The 22012-nt window shown below is 71.0% G+C and carries 31 protein-coding genes; 21 read left to right on the forward strand and 10 right to left on the reverse strand.

The features are described 5' to 3' along the window. Window positions 1-3: 3 nt before the first annotated feature. From ABD207_RS25990 to ABD207_RS26040, 11 genes are all read left to right on the forward strand, one after another. Window positions 4-261 (forward strand): hypothetical protein, encoded by a 258-nt coding sequence (locus ABD207_RS25990; protein WP_344015583.1) that lies wholly within the window; start codon window positions 4-6, stop codon window positions 259-261. A gap of 3 nt (window positions 262-264) precedes the next feature. Next, window positions 265-1161, forward strand: coding sequence for a hypothetical protein (locus tag ABD207_RS25995; RefSeq protein ID WP_344015584.1), 897 nt, complete (start codon window positions 265-267; stop codon window positions 1159-1161). A gap of 45 nt (window positions 1162-1206) precedes the next feature. Further along, window positions 1207-1587 carry a hypothetical protein gene (locus ABD207_RS26000; protein ID WP_344015586.1) on the forward strand — a complete coding sequence of 127 codons (381 nt, stop codon included), beginning with the start codon at window positions 1207-1209 and terminating at the stop codon, window positions 1585-1587. Next, window positions 1587-2126 (forward strand): hypothetical protein, encoded by a 540-nt coding sequence (locus tag ABD207_RS26005; RefSeq protein ID WP_344015587.1) that lies wholly within the window; start codon window positions 1587-1589, stop codon window positions 2124-2126. Before ABD207_RS26000 ends, ABD207_RS26005 begins: the two co-directional genes overlap by 1 nt. A gap of 13 nt (window positions 2127-2139) precedes the next feature. Next, the gene (locus tag ABD207_RS26010) at window positions 2140-2673 is read left to right on the forward strand and encodes a hypothetical protein (RefSeq protein WP_344015588.1); all 534 of its coding nucleotides are present in this window, start codon (window positions 2140-2142) and stop codon (window positions 2671-2673) included. An 18-nt stretch (window positions 2674-2691) separates the two neighbouring features. Beyond that, a complete protein-coding gene (locus ABD207_RS26015; protein WP_344015623.1) occupies window positions 2692-3183 on the forward strand; it encodes a hypothetical protein in 492 nt (163 codons plus the stop codon). Further along, window positions 3161-4111, forward strand: a complete 951-nt coding sequence (locus ABD207_RS26020; protein WP_344015589.1) for an N-acetylmuramoyl-L-alanine amidase — start codon at window positions 3161-3163, stop codon at window positions 4109-4111. The genes ABD207_RS26015 and ABD207_RS26020 overlap by 23 nt, the downstream gene beginning before the upstream one ends. Window positions 4112-4122: 11 nt before the next feature. Continuing rightward, window positions 4123-4320, forward strand: coding sequence for a hypothetical protein (locus ABD207_RS26025; RefSeq protein WP_344015590.1), 198 nt, complete (start codon window positions 4123-4125; stop codon window positions 4318-4320). Beyond that, window positions 4317-4586, forward strand: coding sequence for a hypothetical protein (locus ABD207_RS26030; protein ID WP_344015591.1), 270 nt, complete (start codon window positions 4317-4319; stop codon window positions 4584-4586). Before ABD207_RS26025 ends, ABD207_RS26030 begins: the two co-directional genes overlap by 4 nt. 46 nt (window positions 4587-4632) lie before the next feature. Further along, on the forward strand, window positions 4633-5106 hold the full coding sequence (locus tag ABD207_RS26035; protein WP_344015592.1) for an HNH endonuclease: 474 nt from the start codon (window positions 4633-4635) through the stop codon (window positions 5104-5106). A gap of 112 nt (window positions 5107-5218) precedes the next feature. Further along, on the forward strand, window positions 5219-6172 hold the full coding sequence (locus tag ABD207_RS26040; RefSeq protein WP_344015594.1) for a glycosyltransferase family protein: 954 nt from the start codon (window positions 5219-5221) through the stop codon (window positions 6170-6172). Here the strand turns inward: ABD207_RS26040 and ABD207_RS26045 are convergent. From ABD207_RS26045 to ABD207_RS26055, 3 genes are read right to left on the reverse strand one after another with little or no spacing between them, the layout of a single operon-like run. Further along, window positions 6138-6731, reverse strand: coding sequence for a helix-turn-helix domain-containing protein (locus ABD207_RS26045; RefSeq protein WP_344015596.1), 594 nt, complete (start codon window positions 6729-6731; stop codon window positions 6138-6140). The genes ABD207_RS26040 and ABD207_RS26045 overlap by 35 nt on opposite strands. A gap of 12 nt (window positions 6732-6743) precedes the next feature. Further along, the gene (locus ABD207_RS26050; protein WP_344015597.1) at window positions 6744-7139 is read right to left on the reverse strand and encodes a WhiB family transcriptional regulator; all 396 of its coding nucleotides are present in this window, start codon (window positions 7137-7139) and stop codon (window positions 6744-6746) included. Window positions 7140-7150: 11 nt separating this feature from the next. Beyond that, the gene (locus ABD207_RS26055) at window positions 7151-7402 is read right to left on the reverse strand and encodes a hypothetical protein (protein ID WP_344015598.1); all 252 of its coding nucleotides are present in this window, start codon (window positions 7400-7402) and stop codon (window positions 7151-7153) included. Between the two features lie 137 nt (window positions 7403-7539). Here ABD207_RS26055 and ABD207_RS26060 point away from each other — a divergent pair, with 137 nt between their 5' ends. After that, window positions 7540-7881: a hypothetical protein gene (locus tag ABD207_RS26060; protein ID WP_344015600.1), complete on the forward strand. Its 342-nt coding sequence runs from the start codon at window positions 7540-7542 to the stop codon at window positions 7879-7881. A 76-nt stretch (window positions 7882-7957) separates the two neighbouring features. Here ABD207_RS26060 and ABD207_RS26065 read toward each other — a convergent pair whose 3' ends face one another. Next, entirely contained in the window at window positions 7958-8137 is a 180-nt protein-coding gene (locus tag ABD207_RS26065) for a hypothetical protein (RefSeq protein WP_344015601.1), read from the reverse strand. Between the two features lie 100 nt (window positions 8138-8237). Between ABD207_RS26065 and ABD207_RS26070 the strand changes: the two genes are divergently transcribed. The 4 genes from ABD207_RS26070 (at window position 8238) to ABD207_RS26085 (ending at window position 11145) form a co-directional block, all read left to right on the forward strand. Beyond that, window positions 8238-9461 (forward strand): helix-turn-helix domain-containing protein, encoded by a 1224-nt coding sequence (locus tag ABD207_RS26070; RefSeq protein ID WP_344015624.1) that lies wholly within the window; start codon window positions 8238-8240, stop codon window positions 9459-9461. A 157-nt stretch (window positions 9462-9618) separates the two neighbouring features. Then, the gene (locus ABD207_RS26075) at window positions 9619-9906 is read left to right on the forward strand and encodes a hypothetical protein (RefSeq protein ID WP_344015602.1); all 288 of its coding nucleotides are present in this window, start codon (window positions 9619-9621) and stop codon (window positions 9904-9906) included. Between the two features lie 232 nt (window positions 9907-10138). Further along, window positions 10139-10612: a hypothetical protein gene (locus tag ABD207_RS26080; protein ID WP_344015603.1), complete on the forward strand. Its 474-nt coding sequence runs from the start codon at window positions 10139-10141 to the stop codon at window positions 10610-10612. A gap of 77 nt (window positions 10613-10689) precedes the next feature. Further along, the gene (locus ABD207_RS26085; protein ID WP_344015604.1) at window positions 10690-11145 is read left to right on the forward strand and encodes a hypothetical protein; all 456 of its coding nucleotides are present in this window, start codon (window positions 10690-10692) and stop codon (window positions 11143-11145) included. 412 nt (window positions 11146-11557) lie between these two features. Here the strand turns inward: ABD207_RS26085 and ABD207_RS26090 are convergent, their stop codons facing one another. After that, window positions 11558-12433, reverse strand: coding sequence for an undecaprenyl-diphosphate phosphatase (locus ABD207_RS26090; protein ID WP_344015605.1), 876 nt, complete (start codon window positions 12431-12433; stop codon window positions 11558-11560). Window positions 12434-12631: 198 nt separating this feature from the next. Then, window positions 12632-13102 carry a winged helix-turn-helix transcriptional regulator gene (locus ABD207_RS26095; protein ID WP_343998274.1) on the reverse strand — a complete coding sequence of 157 codons (471 nt, stop codon included), beginning with the start codon at window positions 13100-13102 and terminating at the stop codon, window positions 12632-12634. 213 nt (window positions 13103-13315) lie between these two features. On the opposite strand from ABD207_RS26095, the gene ABD207_RS26100 reads away from it, so the two are divergent. Beyond that, entirely contained in the window at window positions 13316-14485 is a 1170-nt protein-coding gene (locus ABD207_RS26100; RefSeq protein ID WP_344015606.1) for a thiolase family protein, read from the forward strand. Window positions 14486-14574: 89 nt separating this feature from the next. Here the strand turns inward: ABD207_RS26100 and ABD207_RS26105 are convergent, their stop codons facing one another. Beyond that, a complete protein-coding gene (locus ABD207_RS26105) occupies window positions 14575-15375 on the reverse strand; it encodes a TVP38/TMEM64 family protein (RefSeq protein WP_344015607.1) in 801 nt (266 codons plus the stop codon). 49 nt (window positions 15376-15424) lie between these two features. On the opposite strand from ABD207_RS26105, the gene ABD207_RS26110 reads away from it, so the two are divergent. From ABD207_RS26110 to ABD207_RS26120, 3 genes are all read left to right on the forward strand, one after another. Beyond that, entirely contained in the window at window positions 15425-16186 is a 762-nt protein-coding gene (locus tag ABD207_RS26110) for a DNA alkylation repair protein (RefSeq protein WP_344015608.1), read from the forward strand. 245 nt (window positions 16187-16431) lie between these two features. Beyond that, the gene (tuf, locus tag ABD207_RS26115) at window positions 16432-17601 is read left to right on the forward strand and encodes an elongation factor Tu (protein ID WP_344015609.1); all 1170 of its coding nucleotides are present in this window, start codon (window positions 16432-16434) and stop codon (window positions 17599-17601) included. A 126-nt stretch (window positions 17602-17727) separates the two neighbouring features. Continuing rightward, window positions 17728-18573, forward strand: coding sequence for a spermidine synthase (locus tag ABD207_RS26120; protein WP_344015610.1), 846 nt, complete (start codon window positions 17728-17730; stop codon window positions 18571-18573). On the opposite strand, the gene ABD207_RS26125 is transcribed toward ABD207_RS26120, so the two are convergent. Beyond that, the gene (locus tag ABD207_RS26125; RefSeq protein ID WP_344015611.1) at window positions 18535-19833 is read right to left on the reverse strand and encodes an MFS transporter; all 1299 of its coding nucleotides are present in this window, start codon (window positions 19831-19833) and stop codon (window positions 18535-18537) included. The genes ABD207_RS26120 and ABD207_RS26125 overlap by 39 nt on opposite strands. Window positions 19834-19952: 119 nt before the next feature. Beyond that, complete coding sequence (locus tag ABD207_RS26130; RefSeq protein ID WP_344015612.1) at window positions 19953-20957, reverse strand: DUF8017 domain-containing protein; 1005 nt, start codon at window positions 20955-20957, stop codon at window positions 19953-19955. Between the two features lie 159 nt (window positions 20958-21116). Here ABD207_RS26130 and ABD207_RS26135 point away from each other — a divergent pair, with 159 nt between their 5' ends. Then, window positions 21117-21569, forward strand: a complete 453-nt coding sequence (locus ABD207_RS26135) for a DUF4442 domain-containing protein (protein WP_344015613.1) — start codon at window positions 21117-21119, stop codon at window positions 21567-21569. A 107-nt stretch (window positions 21570-21676) separates the two neighbouring features. Here the strand turns inward: ABD207_RS26135 and ABD207_RS26140 are convergent, their stop codons facing one another. Beyond that, on the reverse strand, window positions 21677-21889 hold the full coding sequence (locus ABD207_RS26140; RefSeq protein ID WP_344015614.1) for a hypothetical protein: 213 nt from the start codon (window positions 21887-21889) through the stop codon (window positions 21677-21679). Window positions 21890-22012 lie beyond the last annotated feature (123 nt).

The following is a 22012-nucleotide window of genomic DNA, read 5'->3' on the forward strand; positions in this document are numbered from 1 at the left end:
GGCGTGGAGCAGCCGCCCGCGCCGCAGGTGTGCCCGTACTGCGCGGACATCAGCGGCGATCTGGAGGCGCACCTCGAAGTCTGCCGGGCGGCGACCGAGGCTGACTGGCAGAAGCAGGTGGCGGCCGCGCGGGACCTGCTCCGCGAGGACGAGCAGAAGCGGATGCGGGCGTGCCTGGAGGAGATCCGCGCCGTGTGCGCCAAATACCGGCTCAGCCTGGACATCGAGCCGGCCCGTGTCGTGCTCCGGCCGGTGGACTGAGCCATGCCCGATCTCGACTTCCTGCCGCCGTTCGGGTACTCGCACGGCTGGCGCGACATCGTCAACGACGTGTCGTTCGATGTGGATGAGCGGCGTCCGGACGCGCAGCGGTCGGTGGTGTGGGAGAGCACCGACACGATCGCGCTGACGCTCGGGCAGAGCATCCAGGTGCAGGCCAAAGCCAGCGACCCGTTCCGGGATGCGATCACCCCGGTCGCGGGCACGGACATCATCTACTCGGGGACGGGGATCCCGCAGACGACGATCTCCCGCCGGTCGGGGCAGTCCACGGTCATCACCATCATCGCGGTCGGCGGCACGGTGACGATCACCCGGTTGCAGCTGCGGGCGCGGGCGGTGCCGGTGGCGCGCACCGTGAAGGTGTCGGCGGCGGACTCGGTGAGTGTGCAGCGGCACGGGCAGCGCTCCAACCCGGATGATGCGCCGTGGGCGGGCCAGCACGATGCGGCGGCGATCGCGCAGCTGCTCCTCGCGCACTACGCGCAGCGCCGGCCGACGGTGCAATTGCGGCTGGTGTCGTCGGATCACGAGCACCTGTTGCAGATCCTGACCCGCACGATCTCCGACATGGTGACGATCTCCCACGGGGAGCTGGGCCTGTCGGCGGACTTCCACATCGAGAGCATCGAGCACACGATCGCCCGTATGCCGTCGGAGGGCGAGGCGTTGACGGACTGCGGGCCGCGCGTGCACTACGCCACGTTCGGCTGCGAGCGCACCGGTCTGGTTGTGCCGCAGAACCCGTTCACGTTCGATGTGGCGGGCGCGGGCTTCGACGACGGTGTGTTCGACCCGGCCGCGGCGGACAACCCGGAGCACGTGTTCATTTTCGATCACCCGGTGCAGGGGCAGTTCGACTTCGGCCGGTTCGGTACCTGACCCGCCCGGAATGATCATGTGGGGGTGGGGCCTACCGTCCCCCTCATGGTGCACGTCATCACGGCCCGAGCGCGGGCCTACGTCCTCCGCGGCGACTGGGTCGCGGACTGCCCCCGGCATGGCTGCGCCAACGCGGAGTTCGTGTGCGACCGGGCCAATCCGCGTGACCCGCGTTCGCCGCGCACGGTGCGCAAGGGCTCGTTCTATTGCAGCAACTGCCATGAGATGGCGCCGATCGACTGGCCGGACAACGCGGCCGAGATCATGGAGGTGCTGGAGCTGCGGCCGGTGCCGCAGACCCGCAACTGGTTCCCGGAGGGCCACGAGTCCACCCGCTTGTTCCCGCAGGGGCAGACGGTGGAGGACCTGCGGGAGGAGAACCGCGAGCACGGTGTGCCCGGCAGCCGCGAGGAGGCGGTGGGCTGATGGCCTGGTCGGCGCCGATGACGGCCGTCGCCAACTCCACGTTCACGGCGGCGCAGTTCAACCAGTACGTGCGGGACAACCTGAACGAGACCGCGCCGGCGAAGGCCACCGGCGCCTCCTCGTATTTCGCGGGCTCGGGGGTGAACGAGATCGCGGAGCGGCGTGCGGCGTCGGCCGCGGACTTCGATGCGGGCACCACCGCTTCGACCAGCTTCACCGACCTGACAGGTGTGGCGGTGGGCCCGCAGGTGACGGTGGAGACCGGGACGGCGGCGTTCGTGATCGTGCGCTGCTCGGCGGAGAACTCGGGCGCGGGCTCGGTGCGCATGGGCTACGAGATTTCGGGGGCGACGAGCGTGTCCCCGGCGGACAACCGGACCGTGTCGATCTTCGGTGTGGCCGGGGTGAACCTGGGCGCCTCGGATGTGTCGCTGTGGACGTCCCTCAATCCGGGCACCAACACCTTCACCGCCAAGTACCGGGTGTCCTCCGGGACCGGCACCTTCAGCAGCCGCCGCATCATGGTCATGCCGTTCTAGGGAGTGGTGAGTGATGGCTTGGTCCGCTCCGATGACCGCGGTCGCCTCGTCCGTGTTCACTGCGGCGCAGTTCAACCAGTTCATCCGCGACAACCTCAACGAGACCGCCCCGGCCAAAGCTACGACCGCCGGCGCGCACTTCGCGGTGTCGGGGGTGAACGAGATCGCCGAGCGGATCTCCGCGACGGCGTCGGTGCTGGTGTCGGAGACGACGACGTCGACGTCCTACGACGACCTGGCCACGCACGGGCCGGAGGTGAGCGTCGAGACCGGCGCGTTCGCGCTGGTGATCGTGCACTGCTCGGCGGAGAACTCCGGTGCGGGGTCGGCGCGCATGTCGTATGAGATCTCGGGTGCGACGAGCGACAGCCCCGCCGACAACCGCGGTGTCGGTGTTTTCGGTGTGGCCGGGGTGAACGTCACCGCGTCGGCGGTGGCGCTGCACCGGGCGCTGACGCCGGGCACCAACACCTTCACCGCCAAGTACCGGGTGTCCTCCGGGACGGGCACCTTCAACAGCCGCCGCATCCTCGTGATGCCCTTCTAAGGAGCCGCCGTGTCTGTGATGTTCTGCTCGCTCCAGGCGAGCCAGGACCAGGTGATCCACCCGAAGCTGTACACGCTGCTGCGGTTCCCGTTCGACGACGAGTCGACCGACGTGTGGGGCATGCACCAGCCGGTGCAGCCCGACGGGCGCACGGTGCAGTACCCCCGCGACCCCGAGTCGGGGCTGATCTGGCCCGCGGCCGAGGGGCTGGGACATCTGACGGCGTGCATCCACTGGGAGGCCGGCGAATACACCGAGATCCGCGACCAGTTCGTGCGGGACCCGCTGGGCGTGCCGGACACGACGGCGACGGACCACCGGGCGCCGTCGCCGGGGCAGCAGTTCTTCACCAAGCACCACGAGATCATCGTGCGCCCAGGGGTGCCGCTGGGCCTGTTCGTGTACCACAACGACAGCAAGCCGCGGAAGGTGACCTACGCGCAGCTGAAGCTGTCCATCCATCCCCTCGCCGTACCGGGAGGCGATCATGGCTCCGCCGCTGACTGCTGACGAATTCCTCGCCGCGCTGCGGGGTGAGGGCCTGGTCGTTGTCGAGGTCGGCAACTGGCGGGCGCATCACCGCAACCACAAGGGCCCGTGGGGGCCCGTCCACGGGGTGATGATCCACCACACCGTGACCAAGGGCTCCGCGGCCACCGTGGACATCTGTCGGCGGGGCTACGCCTCCCTGCCGGGCCCGCTGTGTCACGGCGTCATCACCAAGGACGGCCGTGTGCACCTGGTCGGGTACGGGCGGGCGAACCATGCGGGCAGCGGAGATGACGATGTGCTCCGCGCGGTGATCGGCGAGCAGGCGCTGCCCGTCGACGACGAGGCGAACACCGACGGCAACCGGCACTTCTACGGCTTCGAGTGCGAGAACCTCGGCGACGGGAAGGACCCGTGGCCGGGCGCCCAGCTGGAGGCGATCGAGAAGGTCGGGGCGGCGGTGTGCCGGGCGCACGGCTGGAACGAGCGCAGCGTGATCGGGCATCTGGAGTGGCAGCCCGGCAAGATCGATCCGCGTGGGTTCACGATGGGTGAGATGCGTGCCCGTATCGCCAAGCGGCTCGCCCGCAAGCCCGGTGTCGTTGCGGGCGCCGGCACGTACACGGTGCGCAAGGGCGACACGCTGTGGGCGATCGCCCGCTCGCACGGTACGACGGTGCCGCTGCTGGTCGACCTCAACGGGTTGCGCGACCCGAACAACATCGCGGTCGGGCAGACGCTGCGCCTGCCCGCCGGCGAGGCACCCGCGGCGGCGAAGACCCCCGCGGCGGGGACGATCACGTACACGGTCCGCAAGGGCGACACCCTCTGGTCGATCGCGGCCCACAAGCTCGGCAACGGCTCCCGCTACGCCGAGATCAAGTCCCTGAACAAGCTGACGTCCGACGTCGTCACGGTCGGCCAGAAGCTGAAGCTCCCCAAGAAGTAGTGAGGACCATCGTGAAGATCTCCAGGTACTGGAAGGCCGTGGTGTCCGCGCTCGCGGCCGGCGCCGGGTCGCTGTCGGTGGCGGTCACCGACGACACCGTCACGGCGGCGGAGGGGTGGGCGGCGCTGTGCGCGGTGCTCGCCGCGCTCGGGTTCACGTGGGCTGTGCCGAACCGGCCGGCCTCGAGCGGAGAGGACGTGCAGGCATGAGCAGTCCGCTGGATGCGCGGATGCGGGCGATCGCCCGTGAGGTGGCCGAGGCGGTCGCCGCCGGCCCCGTGCAGGTGCTGGAGGCGAGTGGCCCTGACCGGGTGGACGCGCTCGCGCGTGAGGTGGCGGCGCTGCGCAGCGCGGTCGACCGGATGAACGCCCGGCTGGACTCGCTCTCCACGGTCACGCCCGTGCAGCAGGAGGTGGTGGAGGCGAAGCCCGCACGGCGGACCCGCAAGACGGCGGGGACCGGGGAAGGGAGTTAACATCGCATCTGACCTGGAAGGTCTGCGTTTCGGATAATATGGCCAGGTGCGCAACGTCTATCAAATCCCGCTCAAGCGCGGGGAGTTCGCCATCGTGGACAAGGCCGACGAAGAGCTGGTGCGCGGCTTCAACTGGAACCTCGCACCGAACGGCTACGTCTACGCTGACCGCTCTCGTATGAGGATCGCTCTGCACCGCCTCATAGCCGGACCCGCAGATCATGAACTGGTGGACCACGTCAACGGGAACCGCCTGGACAATCGGACCGCCAACCTGCGCATCGCCAACTCCGCGCAGAACGGCGCCAACCGCGGGCCGGCCCGGCTGAAGTCCGGGAAGACCTCCCGCTTCAAGGGAGTCTCGTGGTCCAAGACGAAACAGCGGTGGGTCGTGTACGTGCACCACATGGGCAAGACCCGTTACGTCGGTCGGTTCACCGACGAGACGGAGGCGGCGAAGGCGTACAACGAGGCCGCGATCGAAGTGTGGGGCGAGTTCGCCCGACTGAACGACGTATAGAAGGGAGTGACTGTGCGGGTCGTGGTTTACCCGTCTGACAGCTTCGGCTGCGGGCACTTTTAGGGCCATCTGGCCTGGAGAGCGTCTCGCGTCCCTCGGTCACGATGTGGACGTGGTCGGTCCCGAGGACCGGCGCGTCCGCGTCGTGATGGACGGCGAGACCGTGAAGGACGTGCTCGTCGACGCCGATGTGGTCGTCCTCCAGCGGGTGACGCACGCCTACATGGCGCAGGCTGTCGGGGTGATGCGTAGCAAGGGCATCACCGTGATCGTCGATGTCGACGACGACCTGTCGTCCATCCACCCGTCGAATCCGGCGTGGGCGGTGCACCGGCCCGGCGCCGGGCTGCACTCGTGGCACAATCTCGCGCTGGCGTGCCGGTCGGCGTCGTTGGTGACGGTGTCGACGCCGGAGTTGCTGAGGGTGTACGCCAAGCACGGCCGTGGGGTGGTGCTGCCGAACTATCTGCCGGACATGTACTACGGGCTGCCGCGGGTGGACTCGGATGTGATCGGCTGGCCGGCGTCGTTCCACTCTCACCCGAACGATCCGGAGGTGGTCGGCGGGTCGATCGCCCGGCTGGTGGACGAGGGCGCCGAGTTCGTGATGCGCGGCGACAGCACGGGCGCGGGGCGGGCGTTCGGGCTGACCGCGGCCCCGGCCGGTGGCGGGGTGGGGATCGAGGAGTGGCCGGCTGCTGTGGCGTCGCTGGGGGTGGGGATCGCGCCGCTGGCCGACACCCGCTTCAACAGGGCGAAGTCGTGGCTGAAGCCGCTGGAGATGTCGGCCTGTGGGGTGCCGTGGGTGGCGTCGCCGCGGGACGAGTACCGGCGGCTGCATGAGATGGGTGCCGGTGTGCTCGCTGACCGGCCGCGGGTGTGGTATCGGGAGTTGAAGCGGTTGCGGGAGTCGCCGGGGCTGCGGCAGGAGTTGTCGGAGGCGGGCCGGGTGGTGGCCGAGCAGTTGCGGATTCGGGATCACGCGTGGCGGTGGATGGAGGCGTGGCAGCACGCGGTGGAGTTGGACCGGGCTACGCCTCGAGCGGCAGCGGCGGTTCACGCATAGGCATGACGAGGGCTCCGCGTTCGTCGGCGCTGGTGGAGTCGAGTTCGAGGTGCCAGGGTCCGTCGATGCGGGCGGCGATGTACCGGGCGATCTCGCGCAGGTGGTCGGCATCCCGGTACGGCTGGTTTTCCTGAAGGAACCGCCGGCGGCGCTCGGGCCAGTCGCGGTCACCGCGCGGGTCGTCGTCGCCGCCGGGGGTGAAGGCCGGTTGTTCGCCGTGTGCCCACCGCCAGGCGGCTTGCCACGGCACGGACTTGCTTGGGGTGAGCTGCACGGGCTGGTCAGCGTCCTCGGCCGGCGGGAGCAGCAGCGCGGCCGGGGAGACGTCCAGCACCTCGCAAAGGGCCATCAGATCATCGACGTCGACGCGGCGTTCCCCGCGCTCGATGCGGCGCAGGCCGAGCACGGGGATGGGTCGGCCGATGGCGGAGAGCCGGTTGGACAGCTCGACATAGGTCAGCCGCTCGCGCTCGCGGAGGCGCTTCAGGTTCAGGCGCAGCGTCTCGCCGGTCGGTCCGTACTGGGCTGCGGGGCGCGGTCGGCGCTTGTCGTCGGTCATGGTGGTGTCTCCCTACGCCGCGCCCGCAGCCGGTAGGGGTGTAGCGGCGATCGGCTGTTCGCGCACGTCGCGGATCCACGAGGCGCCGCACGCCAGGCACAGCTCGTGCGGGTCGGTGTAGACGAGCGTCGTGGCTTGGCAGATGGGGCACTTGGCGCGGGTGCGGACCCGGCGTAGCTGTGCGCGCTGGTAGGTGCTCGTGCCGCCCCAGTAGCCTTCGGCGCCGTGGAGCATGGCCCAGGCGAGGCACTGGGTGCGGACGGGGCAGGTGCGGCACCAGCGGGCTTCGGCTTCGGCGGCGCCTTGCTCGGTCTCGATGTCGGGGATGAAGTCGAAGTCGGCTGTGGTGCAGAGGGCGTCGTTCTGCCAGGCGACGTCGTCGGCGGAGAAGAACTCCACGGTCTCCACGGCGGGCTCCTTCAGGGGCAGGGGGTGCCGTCGTTGAGGGCCCACACGGCGCTGCCCTGGGGGCCGAGGCATTTGCGGATGCGGCCCTGGCGTTCGAGGCGCTTGCAGGACAGGTACACGGCGTCGCGGTCGTGGCCGGAGGCGGCGGCGATCTCGCTGCGGGAGGAGTGGCCGGCGGCGATGAGCTGGTAGATGTGCTCGTCGCGGGCTTGGACTTGGGGGTCGCGGGGGCGGCCGACGCGGCGCTGTGTGGCCTGCTGCATCACACACTCCCATTCAGTTGGGTGGATGGCTGAAATGCAGTATGCAGGGGGTTTGTGGCCGCTTCGCGCCCCGGAATGGAAAGTGCCTGGTCACGTGCCACACTGCGGGCAGTACTGCCGGGCTGGGAGGTTGGGCCGTGACGCCACCGGAGACGAGTGCGCTGGCCGCCGAGATAGCGAATCTGCGAGGCGACATCAGCGGGTTTCGAAGCGATATGGCGGCGGTGGGGCGGGATCTCTCGGAGATCAAGACGTCGTGTGCGGTGCTGGTGGAGCGGTCGAATCGCACGGAGCAGGATGTGCGGGATCTACGGCGGGAGGTGGAGGAGGAGTTCCGGAAGATCCGGGACGATGAGGTGAAGCCGCTGAAGGCGGAGGTTGCCGCGTTGAAGGGCCGGCAGTGGCCGTTGCAGTCGGTGGCTGCGCTGGCGTCGGTGACAGCGATCGGACTTACGGTATGGCAGGCCGTCGGCCGGTGATGGGCCGCGCCTGAAGGTGGGGGGGGGATGGGTTCCCCACGACCAAGCCACCCCGCCCCTCGTGGGCGGGGTCTTCTCATGCCGCCTCGGCGACGTCCCCGCGCTCGACGGCCCGCAGCTCCTCGCACAGCCGCGCGTACTCCTCCCGCTGCTCCGCGGTGAGCGGCACCTGGGGATGCGACCACAGCGCGCGGATCCGCGCGTTCAGCTCGGCGGCGGAGCGCACTCGACCAGGGGTCACGGCATCGGGGGACATGCGCCCAAGCCTAGAGCTCACCCGCTTCAACCGGCGCACACAGAAACGGTCCCGCCCCTACTCTGTGAGTGACGAGCTGCACAGAGAAGGGGCGAGACCTATGCCTTCTGATGCTACCCCCGACGCGGGCCCGACGTTCGGTCAGCGCGTCAAGCGCGCCCGCGAACGCGCGGGTAAGACCCGCGCCTACGTCGCCGACGTGATGGGCCACTCCGTCGAATGGGTCAAAGGAATCGAGAACGACCGCTTCAAGATGCCCAGCCTGCCCAAACTCCTGCGCCTCGCCCAGACTCTCGGCGTTGAGGACATCACCGAACTCACCGGTGACGACCGCATCACCGCCGCGTCCTACACCAAGGCCGAGCACGCCGGCCTGCCGCGCATCCGCCGCGTCCTCACCACCTATCAGCTGCGGGCCGCCGACCGCGAGCCCGAGCCCGCTGCCGTGCTTGCGGCCCGCGTCCGTCGGGCGTGGAAGTTGTGGCACTCCGCAGGCGATCACCGCACGGCCATCGCCGCGCTTCTGCCCGCGCTGCTCGACGACACCCAGCATTCCGCCCGTCTCCTCGAGGGCTCGGATCGCCGGCGGGCGCGGGTCGCTCTCGCGCAGACCTATCACCTCGCCCAGCTGTTCCTCAGCTTCCAGCCCGCGCCGGACCTGGTGTACCTCACCGGGGACCGGGCTATGACTGCGGCTCAGGACGCCGACAGTCCCCGCGCGATCGCTGCCGCGGCCTGGTACATGAACCACGTCTACCGCGACGCCGGGGAGGCGGCGGAGGCGCGCGTCGACCTGGCGGAGCAGGCGGCTGCGCTCCTGCCGCGCCGGGACGACCCGGACCACATCGCCCGCCGCGGGCTGCTGTACCTGGCGGCTGCTCTCTCCTACGCGAAGACGGGGCAGGCCGGTGATGCGTGGCGGTGCTGGGACAAGGCTGATGCGGCGGCTCGGGAGTTGGGGGAGTACACGCACCCGTGGCTGATCTTCGGGCGGGGCATCGTGGACGGGTACGCGATCACGATGCACAACGATTTGGTGCAGCCGGGGAAGGCGCTTGAGGTGGCGGCTTCGCTGGATCTGGGGTCGATCCCGTCTGCGACCCGCCGCTCGTACCACCTGATCGAGACGGCGCGGGCGCATGGCATGCTCGGTGAGGGGGTCGCGGCCGTGGCGCTGCTGAGGAAGGCGTTCGAGGAGTCGCCGGAGACGATCCAGTACAACCTCCATACCCGTAGTGTGCTGCCCGAGCTGGCGCGGTCGGGGCCGCGGATGGTGCGGGAGGATGCGGCCGGGCTCGCGCGGGATCTGGGCGTACCCGTGTGATCACTTAACGGGTACTTTTGTACCCCTTCGGGAGGGGGTACAGGCTGTACCCCTGCCTTGTGCTGCACCGGCCTACCGTAGCGGTGTGAGACGGATCACTGTGACTGTGGATGGGTCGCCGTCGACCCGTGCGGAGCGCGCGGCGAGCGCGCTACCGATGCTGCCCCTGCCGAACACGCGGACCCTTGCCGGCGAGCAGCTCCGCGGCGCCGCCTGCGTGTGGTGCGCGATACCCCTCACCGGGGAGTCCGCCCGGGACCTGGGTGAGCGGCCCGGCCCGGACGGCGTCACCATCTTCCCCCGCGGTTGCGCGGACTGCGTGCGCAAGGAGGCGCGCCGCGTGTACCGGCTGCACAAGCGCGGCTGCGAGCGCTGCACCCGCAATGAGGAGGCGTGCCTGGACCGGCGCGCGCTGTGGGATCTCGCGCTCGAGGGGCGACGCTGATGGGCACCCCCGAGCAGCAAGCCTTCCGCGCGTGGTCCGTGCACGCGGCCGGATGCCGGGTGTGCCGCCAGGACGAGTCACGCTGCCGGGTCGGTCAGCGGCTCGGCCGTGTGTGGCGGGAGACGCGCCGCCGGTCGCCGCGGCCGGTCGGCTCCGGTGATCACCTTGAGCCCCCGCCCCACGGTGGGCGGGCTGCAAGTGCCGACACCATCCCCAATCCGAAGGAGCACCCATGACCGTCTTAACCGAGCTTGCCGCTGGCCGGCAGCTCGTGGACCGGGAGTTCTTCGCCCGCCTGTCCGCACGGATCGCCGCCGCCCACCCGGTTCACGCGCAGCTCGCCGACCGTATCGCCGACCAGACGCTCGCCTACCTGGCCGCGTGCGCGCAGCGGGCGCCGGGCTCCGGCACGCTGAGCCCGGCGCCGCTGGTCGACCTGGGCTGGCACGCGTTCCTCGAGTACACCCTCGCCTACGACGCCTTCTTCCAGGCGCACGGCTGGGCGAAGGTGCACCACTACCCGCACGATGTGCCGGGCCGCGTTTACGAGCCCGCCTCGGTGGTGCTGGAGCGCACGCGCCGCGCCATCGAGCATGTGGGGCTGCGGGTCGACGCGGAGCTGTGGGAGGCGGACCGTGTGAGTTGCGGTGGTGACGACAGCGACGGTAAGCCCGGCGATCCGCTGCCGTGTGGTGACCACGGCTAGTTGGGTGTCTGCCTGAAGTGGATCGGCCCCCGCTCGTACAGTAGCGGGGGCCGACATAGTGGAGTGAAGGGGACGTCATGGGTAGGGATGTTGCGGGGCAGGGCAGGGTCACGATCTTCCCGCTGGTGCATGACTGGGAGACCTTGTCGCAGTGCGTCCTCGCGTACACGACGACGGACGGTGGGCTGACCGCGGTGCTCGGGGTGATCCCCGTGGAGGGGAATGTTCACGAGCCGGGCGACCTGTTTGCTCTGGCCGGCAGGCACGGGTTCGTGGGGGAGTGGAAGGGGACGCACGAGCAGCGGTGCGGCTGCTGGCTCGCCTGCGTGGGCTCGGGGTCCCGCACGGTGCGTAAGCCGGGCACGCTGGATGTGCCGGCGGTGTCGTGGTCGGTGGACATGGCCCGCGCGGTCGATCTGGATGGCCCGTATTACGGGCACAGTCGGGTGGTGGCGGGGCGTATGACGCTGGACGACGCCGAGTTGGAGGAGGCGGCGCGCGGGTTGCTGCCGCGGCGTCTGGTGGCCGTGTAGCCGCCCGTCTTGGGGCTGGCCCCGCTCGTCTGCTTCCCCCGTGGCGGATGGGCGGGGCCTTGTGCTGCTGCTCGTCTATGCACGCTGCTGAATTTGATCGTTTGCTGGCTGAATCACTCAAAGGAGTGACAGGCATTCGAGTGACAGTTGCAACCTGCAAGGGTTAGGACTGGAAGAGCCAGGGCGGGGGACGGCTCACCCCCAGGTGGAGTCTCCCGTCCTGGTCGCTGCCTTGCAGCGGAGGCCCCCGCGAGCTTCGGCTTGCGGGGGCCTCGTCGTGCGGGTGGGAGAGAGGTGGGAGACGAGTGGGAGATGATCTTTGCTGGGTATCTCGATTCGTCTCGAATCGTCTCCAGTTTTCTCTAGGAATCTCCAGGTGCGTCTAGTGGGGAATGGTGATCGAATCGCCGGTTCAGTGGGCTGGGTCGCCCGCATCCGGGGACAGGAAACCTGCGCTGACCAGCGCAATCAGTACCACCCCCAGCGCGATGCGGTACCAGACGAACGGCATGAAGCTCTTCGTAGAGATGAATTTCATGAACCAGGCGATCACCAGGTACCCCGAGCCGAAGGCGATCACCGTGGCGAACACGGTCGGGCCCCAGGAGACATGGCCGCCCTCGGCGGCGTCCTTCAGTTCGAACAGGCCGGAGGCGAGCACCGCCGGGATCGCCAGCAGGAACGAGTAGCGGGCCGCGGCCTCGCGCCGGTAGCCCATGAACAGGCCGCCGCTGACGGTGGCGCCCGAGCGGGAGACACCCGGGACGAGCGCCATGGCCTGGCAGACGCCGTAGATCAGACCGTCCCTGACGGTCAGTTCGGTCAGCTCCTTGCGCTGCTTGGCCGCTCGGTGCCGGCCCCCGCTCTCGTCCCGCGCCGCCAGCCGGTCGGCGATGCCGAGGACGATGCCCATGCCGATCAGCATGGCCGCGGTGAGCCGCAGATCGCGGAACGGGCCCTCGATCTGGTCCTTGAGCGTCACCCCGAGCACGCCGATGGGGATGGAGCCGACGATGACCAGCCAGCCCATCCGGGCGTCGTTGTCCCGGCGCATCTGTTTGTCCGTCAGCGACCGTGTCCAGGCCGTCAGGATGCGCCCGATGTCCTTGCGGAAGTAGATCAGCACCGCCGTCTCCGTGCCGATCTGGGTGATGGCGGTGAAGGCGGCGCCGGGGTCCTCCCAGCCCGAGAAGGCGGCGGTCAGCCGCAGATGCGCGCTGGAGGAGATGGGGAGGAACTCGGTCAGCCCCTGGACGAGTCCGAGGATGAGGGATTCAAACCAAGACATGAGGTAGCGGAGTCCAAGTGCCGGTCGTGGAACGGGCGACGGGCACACCGGGCTGCCGCTTGCGCGGTGACTGATGATCGGGCGTGCCGGGGGCAGCGTAGCGTCCCGAGGTGAACAACCCCGGTACGGCGAGCCAGGCTGCGTCGTCCGGCGGGTGTCGGGGGAGTGGACGGGTGAGTCCGGGCCGCAGCCCGCGGTTCAGGCGGCCGTCGGGCCGCTCACCGTCCACCCGGGTGCCTGCGGACGGGGCGTCAGGTCCTCGTGGCGCACCGGCTCGCCGCAGGCGCGGCAGGTGACGACGGGGACCAGATCCTCGCCGCAGCTGTGCTCCAGCACCATGGGCCGGTCGCCGTCCGGCCGCAGATGGCGGTTGCCCCAGTCCATCAGCGTCATCAGCACGGGCTCCAGCTCAAGGCCCGCCGCGGTGGGCCGGTACTCGAAGCGCTGCGGGCGCTCGCTGTACAGCCGCTTGGTCAGGATCCCGGCCTCCACCAGCCGCTTCAGCCGGGTGGCCAGGATGTCGCGCGGCGCGCCGATGTTGCGGGCGAGCTGGTCGAACCGGCCGTTGCCGAGGCACACCTCGCGCAGCACGAGCAGGGAGTACTTCTCGCCGACCAGGGCGAGCGTGTCGGCGATCGAACAGGGGCGCGGTTCCTTGGAGGCGGCCATGGCAGCAAGTCTAGGTGAGGGTTGGATTTTCCAACCCACACGGTTATGGTGGATCCAGATTTCCTACTCACTGGTAATCGCAGAAACGCCGGACCGGCAGGTGACCGCCGGATCGGCAGATCGGTATATCGCCGGATCGTCACGGTCACCGCACCGGCCGGCAGGAACGGCCGGTGCCCCGGTCACCGCCCGGACGGCCAAGGAGGCCCGCACATGCGTGACGCAGTCGTCGTCGAAGCCGTACGCACCCCGATCGGCAAGGGCAAGCCCAACGGCGCCCTCGCCCACGTCCACCCCGTCGAACTCCTCGCCCACACCCTGCGGACCCTCGTCGAGAGGTCCGGGACCGACCCCGGACTGATCGACGACGTGATCGGCGGCACCGTCGACCAGGTCGGCGAGCAGGCCATGAACACCACCCGCTACGCCGTACTGTCGGCCGGCTTCCCGGAGTCGGTGCCGGCCACCACCGTGGACCGCCAGTGCGGCTCCTCCCAGCAGGCCGTGCACTTCGCCGCCCAGGGCGTCATGTCGGGGGCGTACGACCTGGTCGTCGCCTGCGGCGTGGAGTCGATGAGCCGGGTCCCGATGTGGTCCAACGTGCCGCCCGGGGCCGACCCCTTCGGGCCCGGTGTCGCCGAGCGCTACCCCGAGGGCCTGGTCCCGCAGGGCATCAGCGCCGAGCTGATCGCCGCCAAGTGGTCCCTCACCCGCGAACGGATGGACGCCTTCGCCGTCTCCTCGCACCGCAAGGCGACGGCGGCCTGGGACGCCGGCCTGTTCGACGCCGAGGTCGCACCGTTCGAGGGCCTGACCCGGGACGAGTGCGTCCGGCCGGACACCGGCCCGGAGGTGCTGGCCGGTCTCAGGCCCGCCTACCACGACCCGGCGTTCGCCGAGCGCTTCCCGCAGATCGAGTGGAACATCACCGCGGGCAACGCCAGCCCCGTCAACGACGGCGCCTCCGCCGTGCTCATCACCTCCAGCGAGACGGCCGCCCGCCTCGGCCTGCGCCCCCTGGCCCGGCTGCACAGCTTCGCCGTCACCGGCTCCGACCCGCTGCTGATGCTCACCGGCGTCGTCCCGGCCACCGAGAAGGTCCTGCGCCGCGCCGGCCTGACCATCGACGACATCGACCTGTTCGAGGTCAACGAGGCGTTCGCCAGCGTCGTCCTGGCCTGGCAGCAGGAGACCGGCGCCGATCTCGCCAAGGTCAATGTGCACGGCGGCGCGATCGCGCTCGGCCATCCGCTGGGCGCCAGCGGCACCCGGCTCACCACCACCCTGGTCCACGCGATGCGCGAACGCGGCGCCCGCTACGGCCTGCAGACCATGTGCGAGGCCGGCGGACTCGCCAACGCGATGATCCTCGAGGCGGTCTGAGGGGAAGGCCCGGGCCGCAGATCAGCCCGGGTCGACAGATCGGCGCCCGGTCCGCACCTCGGCCCCGGAGGCCCGGGCGACGCGGGCTCTCAGTGCCCGCGCAGCCGGTGCCGCTTGCGCCAGGCCACCACGGCACCGGCGAGCGCCGGCACGGCGATGCAGGCCAGTGCGATCAGAAAGGCGGGCGAGGTCGGCGCCGAGGCGCGGGCGCCGGCGACGACATAGGCGGCGGTGTTCGGGATCGAACCGAGCGCCGTCGCCAGCAGAAAGGGCGTCAGACCCATCCGGGAGACCGAGGCACAGTAGTTGGCCGCCGCGAAGGGCACGCCCGGGAACAGCCGGGTGGCCAGCATCGAACGGAAGCCGTGCCGGCTGAGCTGATGGTCCGCCGCCTTCAGCAGCCGCCCGCGCAGCAGCGGGCGCAGCGCGTCCTGGCCGAGCGCCCGCCCCAGACAGAACGCGAGCCCTGCCCCGAGCACCGTGCCCGCCAGCGCGGACCCCAGACCCAGCTGTGTGCCGAACAGCGCGCCGGCCGCCAGGTTCAGCAGCGGGCGCGGCACGAACGCCACCGTGCAGGCACCGTACGCCACCGCGTAGGCCACCACGGCCGCCGCTCCGGACAGGTGCGGCGGCCAGCCGTTCGTCAGCAGTCTCTGCGGCTCGAAGACCAGCACCGCCGCCGCGGCGGAGGCCAGCAGCACGACCAGCAGGGTCAGCCGCGACCAGGGCGAGAGCAGGGCTCTGGCGCAGCGCACCGCGAAGGGCGCCGGAGGAATCGTGGCGAGCGCGCCCTCGGGGACGGCGAGCTCCGTCGCTGTGGTCGCCGTCGTCGCCGTGGCCCGGGGAGAGGCCGTGGCGGTGCCGCCAGAGCGGGTGGTGGCATCGAGCATCCGGTGACACTAACCGACATATGTCTGTGATCGCCGTAGTCTGCGTCTCATGGGTGTCACAGGGAAGCGCGCGCCGCGCATTCCGGCCAGCCCGCTCGCGGACACCGTGCTGGAGCGGCTCACCGCCGCCTACCTGCCCGCCGCGGACCCGGAGCGGGCGGCGGCGATGCGGGCCTACATGAGGGACGTCTCGCCCTTCCTGGGGCTGAGCTCGCCGGTCCGCCGCGCCCTGGACCGGACCGTGGTGCGAGGGCTGCCCCGCCCCGACGAGACCGACTGCACCGCGATCGCCCTGCGCTGCTGGGAGCTGCCCGAGCGGGAGTACCGGTACTTCGCGGTGGACTGGCTGCGCCGCCAGGTGCGCCACTGCTCCTCCGGCTTCCTGCCCGTCGTCCGGCATCTGATCACCACCGACCCCTGGTGGGACACCGTCGACCTGCTCGCCGCCCATGTCGTCGGCCCGCTGGTCGCCGCCGAACCGAAGCTCAAGGACGTCATGGACGAGTGGGCCGGCGACGACGACCTGTGGCTCGCCCGCACCGCCCTGCTCCACCAGCTGCGCTACAAGGAGCGCACCGACACCGGCCGGCTCTTCGGCTACTGCCTGCGCCAGGCCGGGCACCCCGACTTCTTCATCCGCAAGGCCGTCGGCTGGTGCCTGCGCGAGTACGCCAAGACCGACCCGGACGCGGTGCGCGCCTTCGTCGACGGGCACCGTGACCGGCTCGCGCCGCTGTCGGTGCGGGAGGCGCTCAAGAACATCGGGGACCGACCAGTCGTCAGCCCTCAGCCACCAACCGGGCGCCCATAAATCGTTCGACGGAACGTGACGCGTCGGCGATGATCGTCGTCATGTTCCGGTACGCCTTCCACCTCGCCGCATCCGCCGCCGCGGATGCCCTGAAGGCTGCCGTTCGCTGCTTCCGCACCGCCGTCGACGGCGCCCGAGGCTGACCCTCCCCGGATCGTTCCGGCGGACCCCGCACGGGGAGGGTCGGCGAGTGACCGGGGTCCCGTTTCCCTTTCACCAGGTTCACCAGGCTTCGAGGTACCGCCATGTCCAAGACGGCGTACGTCCGCACCAAACCGCATCTGAACATCGGCACGATGGGCCATGTCGACCACGGCAAGACGACCCTGACCGCCGCCATCACCAAGGTGCTCGCCGAGCGGGGCGCCGGCACGTTCGTGCCGTTCGACCGCATCGACCGGGCACCGGAGGAGGCCGCCCGCGGCATCACCATCAACATCGCCCACGTCGAGTACGAGACCGACACCCGGCACTACGCGCACGTCGACATGCCCGGCCACGCCGACTACGTCAAGAACATGGTCACCGGCGCGGCGCAGCTCGACGGGGCGATCCTCGTCGTCTCCGCGCTCGACGGGATCATGCCGCAGACCGCCGAACACGTCCTGCTCGCCCGGCAGGTGGGCGTCGACCACATCGTCGTCGCCCTCAACAAGGCCGACGCGGGGGACGAGGAGCTGATCGACCTGGTAGAGCTCGAGGTCCGCGACCTGCTCAGCGCGCACGGCTACGGCGGTGACTCGGTGCCCGTGGTACGGGTGTCGGGGCTGAAGGCGCTGGAGGGCGACCCGCGGTGGACGGCCTCGATCGACGCGCTGCTCGATGCGGTGGACACCTATGTGCCCATGCCGGAGCGGTATCTGGACGCGCCGTTCCTGCTGTCCGTCGAGAACGTGCTCACCATCACCGGGCGCGGCACCGTGGTCACCGGTGCGGTGGAGCGCGGGACCGTGCGGCTCGGCGAGCGGGTCGAGGTGCTGGGCGCGTCCCTGGAGACGGTCGTCACCGGACTGGAGACCTTCGGCAAGCCGATGCAGGAGGCGCAGGCCGGGGACAATGTGGCGCTGCTGCTGCGGGGTGTGCCGAGGGACGCTGTGCGGCGCGGGCACGTGGTGGCCGCGCCGGGCAGCGTCGAGCCGCGCCGCCGGTTCACCGCCCAGGTGTATGTGCTGTCCGCCCGCGAGGGCGGCCGCACCACGCCCGTCTCCACCGGGTACCGGCCGCAGTTCTACATCCGCACCGCGGACGTGGTCGGGGACATCGACCTCGGTGAGGCGGGTGTCGCCAGGCCGGGGGAGACGGTGACCATGACCGTCGGGCTGGGGCGGGACGTCCCGCTGGAGCCCGGGCTCGGGTTCGCCATCCGTGAGGGCGGGCGGACCGTCGGCGCCGGGACGGTGAGCACCGTTCTGTGAAAAGCGCCCTGATGTGAGGGGAGTTCCTCATACCAGGGCGTGCGCGGGGGACCGCGGGCCGGCCGGTGGCCGGTCGTGCGGTTCCCCGCGCTCCCGTGGGCGGCGGGGGCCCGGCACAATTGGCGGGTGAACGAAGCCGTACCTGTCACGAGGGTCACCGACCACGGCACCGCCAAGCTCATGCCCGACGTCGACCGGGAGCGGGCCTGGTTGCTGACCGTGGACGGGGCGCCGCAGTCCTACGTCGATCTGGACGATCCCGCCCATCTGGAGTTCGAGTACGCGCGGCGGCTCGGGCATCTGCTGGACGTCGCCGACGAGCCCGGGCGGGCCCTGGACGTGGTGCACCTCGGCGGCGGGGCGCTCACCCTGCCCCGGTACGTGGCGGTGACCCGGCCCGGCTCGCGGCAGGACGTCGTCGACGCCGACGGTGCGCTGCTGCGGCTGGTGGCCGAGCATCTGCCGCTGCCCGAGGGCGCCCCGATCGCGCTGCACGCGGCGGACGCGCGGGCCTGGCTTCAGGGCGCACCGGACGACAGCGCGGACGTCGTGGTCGGGGACGTCTTCGGCGGCTCGCGCGTGCCCGCGCACCTCACCTCCGTCGGCCATGTGCGCGAGGTGGCGCGGGTGCTGCGGGACGACGGCGTCTATCTGGCCAACCTGCCGGACGCGGCGCCCTTCGGCTTCCTGCGCTCCCAGCTCGCCACCCTCGCCACCCGGTTCGGGGAGCTGGTGCTGATCGCCGAGCCGGGGATGCTGCGCGGGCGGCGGTTCGGCAACGCGGTGCTGGCCGCCTCGCACCGGCCGCTGGACATCGCCGCGCTCAGCCGGCTCACCGCCGCCGACGCCTTCCCGGCGCGGGTCGAGCACGGCGCCGCGCTCGGCGCCTTCATGCGGGGTGCCCGGCCGGTGCGGGACGAGGACGCCGTGCCCTCACCCGAGCCCCCCGACGGGGCGTTCGGCATCGGCTGAGCCGCCGGCCTGCTCCGCCGGTGTGCCCGTCACATGCACGGTGCGGCGGCGCAGCCCGCGCACCTCGGGCACGCACAGCACCGCGGCCGTGGCCAGCACGATCAGCGCGGCACAGCCCCACAGGGCCTGCGGGCGCCCGAACGCCGTCTCGGCCGGGCCGGCCAGGGCGGTCGCCAGCGGCACGAGGGCGACCGAGCCGAACCAGTCGTAGGCCGAGACGCGGGACAGCTTCTCCTCGGGGATCTCCTGGTGCAGCGCGGTCATCCAGGAGACGCCGAACACCTCCAGGCTGACCCCGGTCGCGAACATCACCGCGCACAGCACCGCGGCCGGCGCCGGCACGGCGAGCGCCGCGGACGGCAGGGCGAGCGGGAAAACGCACAGGGTGCCGGTGCGCAGCAGACGGCGGGGCTTCCAGCGGGTCATCAGCAGCGCCCCCAGAACGGTGCCCGCGCCGAAGAACGCCAGCGCGAGCCCCCAGGGGCCGGCGCCGCCCAGATGGTCCCGGGCGACCAGCGGGCCGTAGACCGCCTCGGCGGCGCCGACCACCGCGTTGGCGAGGGAGAACTGCAGGACGATGCTCCACAGCCAGGGCCTGCCGGTGAACTCCCGCCAGCCCTCCCGGAGATCGGCCAGCAGCCCGCCGCCCGGGGCGCGCGGCGGGATGTGCCGGACGTCGAGGAGGGCGCGCAGTGCGGCGGCCAGAGCGAAGGCGGCCGCGTCCGCCGCCAGCACCCAGCCCGGTCCGATCGCGGCGACCAGGGCGCCGCCGAGGGCGGCACCGCCGAGCGACGCCCCCTGCATCGCCATGCGGAACACGGCGAACGCCCGGCCCGCCTGCTCGCCCTGCACCGAGGACAGCAGCATGCCCTCGGCGGCCGGCCCGAAGAACGCCTGGCCGGTGCCGCCGAGGGCACTGAGCAGCATCATGTGCCACAGCCGCGGCTCGCCCGCCAGCACCAGGGCGGCGAAAACGGCCTGCGAGCCGCAGTTCAGCGCGTTGGCCGCGACCATCACCCGGTGCCGGGGCAGCCGGTCCGCCACCGCCCCGCCGATCAGCAGGAACAGCACCAGCGGCACGGTGCGCGCGGCGGCCACCAGACCGACGTCGCCGCCGTCGCCGCCCGCCTCCAGCACGGCGAACGCGGCGGCGATCAGCGCACCGCTGCTGCCGAGGCTCGTGACCACGGCGGAGGCGGTCAGCAGGGTGTAGTTGCGGCCCGCCCAGGTCGGGCGGCTGAGGGGCTTGGCGGTCGGCACCCCGTGACTATCGCCGGAGCCCCGCCGACTTGCCAAACCGGACTCCGCAACGTCCGGCCACCGAGCGGTGCGGCGGCCCCGTCACGCAGGCCCCGCCGCACTGGTCGGTCACCCGACGGTCATTCGTCGGTCGGGGGCTCCTCGGTCAGCCGCACCGTGCTGAGAATCTTCTGCACGGTCGCCTCCGGGATCTCGTCCTTCACGCCCTTGGCCCCGTACAGGTTCCAGGTGACGAAATCCCCGGCGCCGTTCTTGAAGGCGAAGGTGATCGCCTTGCCCTCGCTGTCGCACTTGCCCTTCTGCGGAGTGCCCTCCGAATGGGCGGTCGCGACGTGGCCCTTGATGCCCGACTTGGTGGTATACGGCTTGGGCTTGCTGAACTTGACGCTCTTCTTGTCGGGCTCGGTGTAACCGCCGTAGATCCACCACGGGACGCGGGTCTCGGCCGCCTGCTCGGTGTCCTTGGCGCCGTTCTCACCGCGGGTGCCGGCGGTGACGAGGGCGGTGTCCTCCGTACGGCCGTCCTTGTCCTCGTCGGAGGTGCACCACTTGGACTTCAGGTAGGCGGGGGCGGTGACGGTGGTGCGTTCCCACTCGCCGTCCTCGCCCTTCCACTCGAAGCCCACGCTGGTGCCGGGGTTCTCGATCTCCCAGTCGGCGGGCACGTCGAACTTGGTGCCGAAGCGGGTGTTCACGACGACCTTCCAGCCCGGGATGGTCGCCTTCTCCTCCTCACCGCCCCGCGGGTTGTCGTCGGAGGGGGAAGTGCTCGGCTCGGCCGAGGAGTCCTTGGACGCGGTGGCGGACGGCTTCCCGTCCTTCTTGGTCGCCGTGTCGTCCTTGTCACCGCCGAGCACCAGGAAACCGGTCACACCCGCGGTCACGACCACGGCGGCCGCCGCGATGATCGCCACCAGCTTGGTCCGGTTGCCGTCCCCGCCCTGCGGCGGCTGCGGCGCCCCCGGCTGACCTGCAGCGCCCCACTGCGGCTGCTGGCCGGAGTACGGGTTCGGCTGCTGATATCCGGGCTGCTGATACGGATTCGGCTGCTGATACCCCGGCTGCTGGTACGGGTTGTTCTGCGGGTTCTGCTCGCCCCCGGGCGGCTGCTGTCCTGGCCACATGGGCAGCAACCCTAGCCCGGCCGGGGACACGATTGGGTCACCACCCTTTGACAGGGACGTAGCAAGACCGTCCCGCCCCGGTCACCGCGCGGGTCCTGCACCGTGCGTCCACCCGTCCCGCCCTGGTCAGACCGAGCTACTCGTGGGTAACCTTCGGTCATGAGCGCAGACCAGATGTCCATCGGCGAGATGCTCGCCGCCACGGTGCCCATGGCCCGGACCCTGAATCTCCAGTTCCTGGAGACCACCCCGGAGCGGGCCGTGGTGTCGCTGCCGGACCAGCCCGACTACCACAACCACGTGGGCGGGCCGCACGCCGGCGCGATGTTCACCCTCGGCGAGTCGGCGAGCGGTGCCATCGTGCTCGCCGCGTTCGGCGACCAGCTCTCGCGCGCCGTGCCGCTGGCGGTCAGCGCCGAGATCTCCTACAAGAAGCTCGCCATGGGCCCCGTCACCGCCACCGCCACCCTCGGCCGCCCGGCCCCCGAGGTCGTCGCGGAACTCGACCAGGGTCGCCGCCCCGAGTTCCCCGTCACCATCGAGATCCGCCGCGAGGACGGCGCCGTCACCGGCGAAATGACCGTCACCTGGACCTTGCGGCCCAACGGCTGACTGAGAGTCTTCCGGCGCATCGGCGCTCCCCGGCCGCTGCAGCAGCGGTCCGGGAGCCGTCGTGATCTCGCTTCCGCGCGGAGCCGGCGTGCGGCCTGTCGCCGCGCTCAAGCGGCCTCCTCGACGGCGGCACGCCTCGGGTTCCGGACTACGGACCGCACCCAGGACGGCGTCAGGCCCAGCCGCGCAGCAAGCTCCTCCACCGGCACGCCCCGCCCGTGCGCCCGCCGCAGCGCCTCATTGCGCTGCCGCAGCAGGCGCCGCGTCGCCTCCTTGCTCGTCACCGACCGGTGCAGCACCACCGCCAGGTGCAGTGACAACCGACCCAGCGCGTCGTCCCACCTGCCTCGCACCCAATGCCCCCCATCAGCGCAGCCTCGCCCGACGCGACAACGGTCGGCGGTGCACGGCACAGCGGCAAGGGCGCAGCACCGGCGCACAGG

The sequence above is a fragment of the Streptomyces thermospinosisporus genome, from assembly GCF_039526425.1.
GTDB classification, from domain to species: Bacteria; Actinomycetota; Actinomycetes; order Streptomycetales; family Streptomycetaceae; genus Streptomyces; species Streptomyces thermocarboxydovorans.

Bases quoted from the DNA above. Each gene is read 5' to 3' on its own strand.
- ABD207_RS26015 (WP_344015623.1), top strand. From the start codon at position 2,692: ATGTTCTGCTCGCTCCAGGCGAGCCAGGACCAGGTGATCCACCCGAAG.
- ABD207_RS26070 (WP_344015624.1), top strand. From the start codon at position 8,238: ATGCCTTCTGATGCTACCCCCGACGCGGGCCCGACGTTCGGTCAGCGC.
- ABD207_RS26075 (WP_344015602.1), top strand. From the start codon at position 9,619: ATGCTGCCCCTGCCGAACACGCGGACCCTTGCCGGCGAGCAGCTCCGC.
- ABD207_RS26110 (WP_344015608.1), top strand. From the start codon at position 15,425: ATGGGTGTCACAGGGAAGCGCGCGCCGCGCATTCCGGCCAGCCCGCTC.
- ABD207_RS26010 (WP_344015588.1), top strand. From the start codon at position 2,140: ATGGCTTGGTCCGCTCCGATGACCGCGGTCGCCTCGTCCGTGTTCACT.
- ABD207_RS26085 (WP_344015604.1), top strand. From the start codon at position 10,690: ATGGGTAGGGATGTTGCGGGGCAGGGCAGGGTCACGATCTTCCCGCTG.
- ABD207_RS25995 (WP_344015584.1), top strand. From the start codon at position 265: ATGCCCGATCTCGACTTCCTGCCGCCGTTCGGGTACTCGCACGGCTGG.
- ABD207_RS26045 (WP_344015596.1), bottom strand. From the start codon at position 6,731: ATGACCGACGACAAGCGCCGACCGCGCCCCGCAGCCCAGTACGGACCG.
- ABD207_RS26005 (WP_344015587.1), top strand. From the start codon at position 1,587: ATGGCCTGGTCGGCGCCGATGACGGCCGTCGCCAACTCCACGTTCACG.
- ABD207_RS26095 (WP_343998274.1), bottom strand. From the start codon at position 13,102: ATGGCCGCCTCCAAGGAACCGCGCCCCTGTTCGATCGCCGACACGCTC.
- ABD207_RS26130 (WP_344015612.1), bottom strand. From the start codon at position 20,957: ATGTGGCCAGGACAGCAGCCGCCCGGGGGCGAGCAGAACCCGCAGAAC.
- tuf (WP_344015609.1), top strand. From the start codon at position 16,432: ATGTCCAAGACGGCGTACGTCCGCACCAAACCGCATCTGAACATCGGC.
- ABD207_RS26100 (WP_344015606.1), top strand. From the start codon at position 13,316: ATGCGTGACGCAGTCGTCGTCGAAGCCGTACGCACCCCGATCGGCAAG.
- ABD207_RS26065 (WP_344015601.1), bottom strand. From the start codon at position 8,137: ATGTCCCCCGATGCCGTGACCCCTGGTCGAGTGCGCTCCGCCGCCGAG.
- ABD207_RS26000 (WP_344015586.1), top strand. From the start codon at position 1,207: ATGGTGCACGTCATCACGGCCCGAGCGCGGGCCTACGTCCTCCGCGGC.
- ABD207_RS26105 (WP_344015607.1), bottom strand. From the start codon at position 15,375: ATGCTCGATGCCACCACCCGCTCTGGCGGCACCGCCACGGCCTCTCCC.
- ABD207_RS26055 (WP_344015598.1), bottom strand. From the start codon at position 7,402: ATGCAGCAGGCCACACAGCGCCGCGTCGGCCGCCCCCGCGACCCCCAA.
- ABD207_RS26020 (WP_344015589.1), top strand. From the start codon at position 3,161: ATGGCTCCGCCGCTGACTGCTGACGAATTCCTCGCCGCGCTGCGGGGT.
- ABD207_RS26135 (WP_344015613.1), top strand. From the start codon at position 21,117: ATGAGCGCAGACCAGATGTCCATCGGCGAGATGCTCGCCGCCACGGTG.
- ABD207_RS26090 (WP_344015605.1), bottom strand. From the start codon at position 12,433: ATGTCTTGGTTTGAATCCCTCATCCTCGGACTCGTCCAGGGGCTGACC.
- ABD207_RS26030 (WP_344015591.1), top strand. From the start codon at position 4,317: ATGAGCAGTCCGCTGGATGCGCGGATGCGGGCGATCGCCCGTGAGGTG.
- ABD207_RS26080 (WP_344015603.1), top strand. From the start codon at position 10,139: ATGACCGTCTTAACCGAGCTTGCCGCTGGCCGGCAGCTCGTGGACCGG.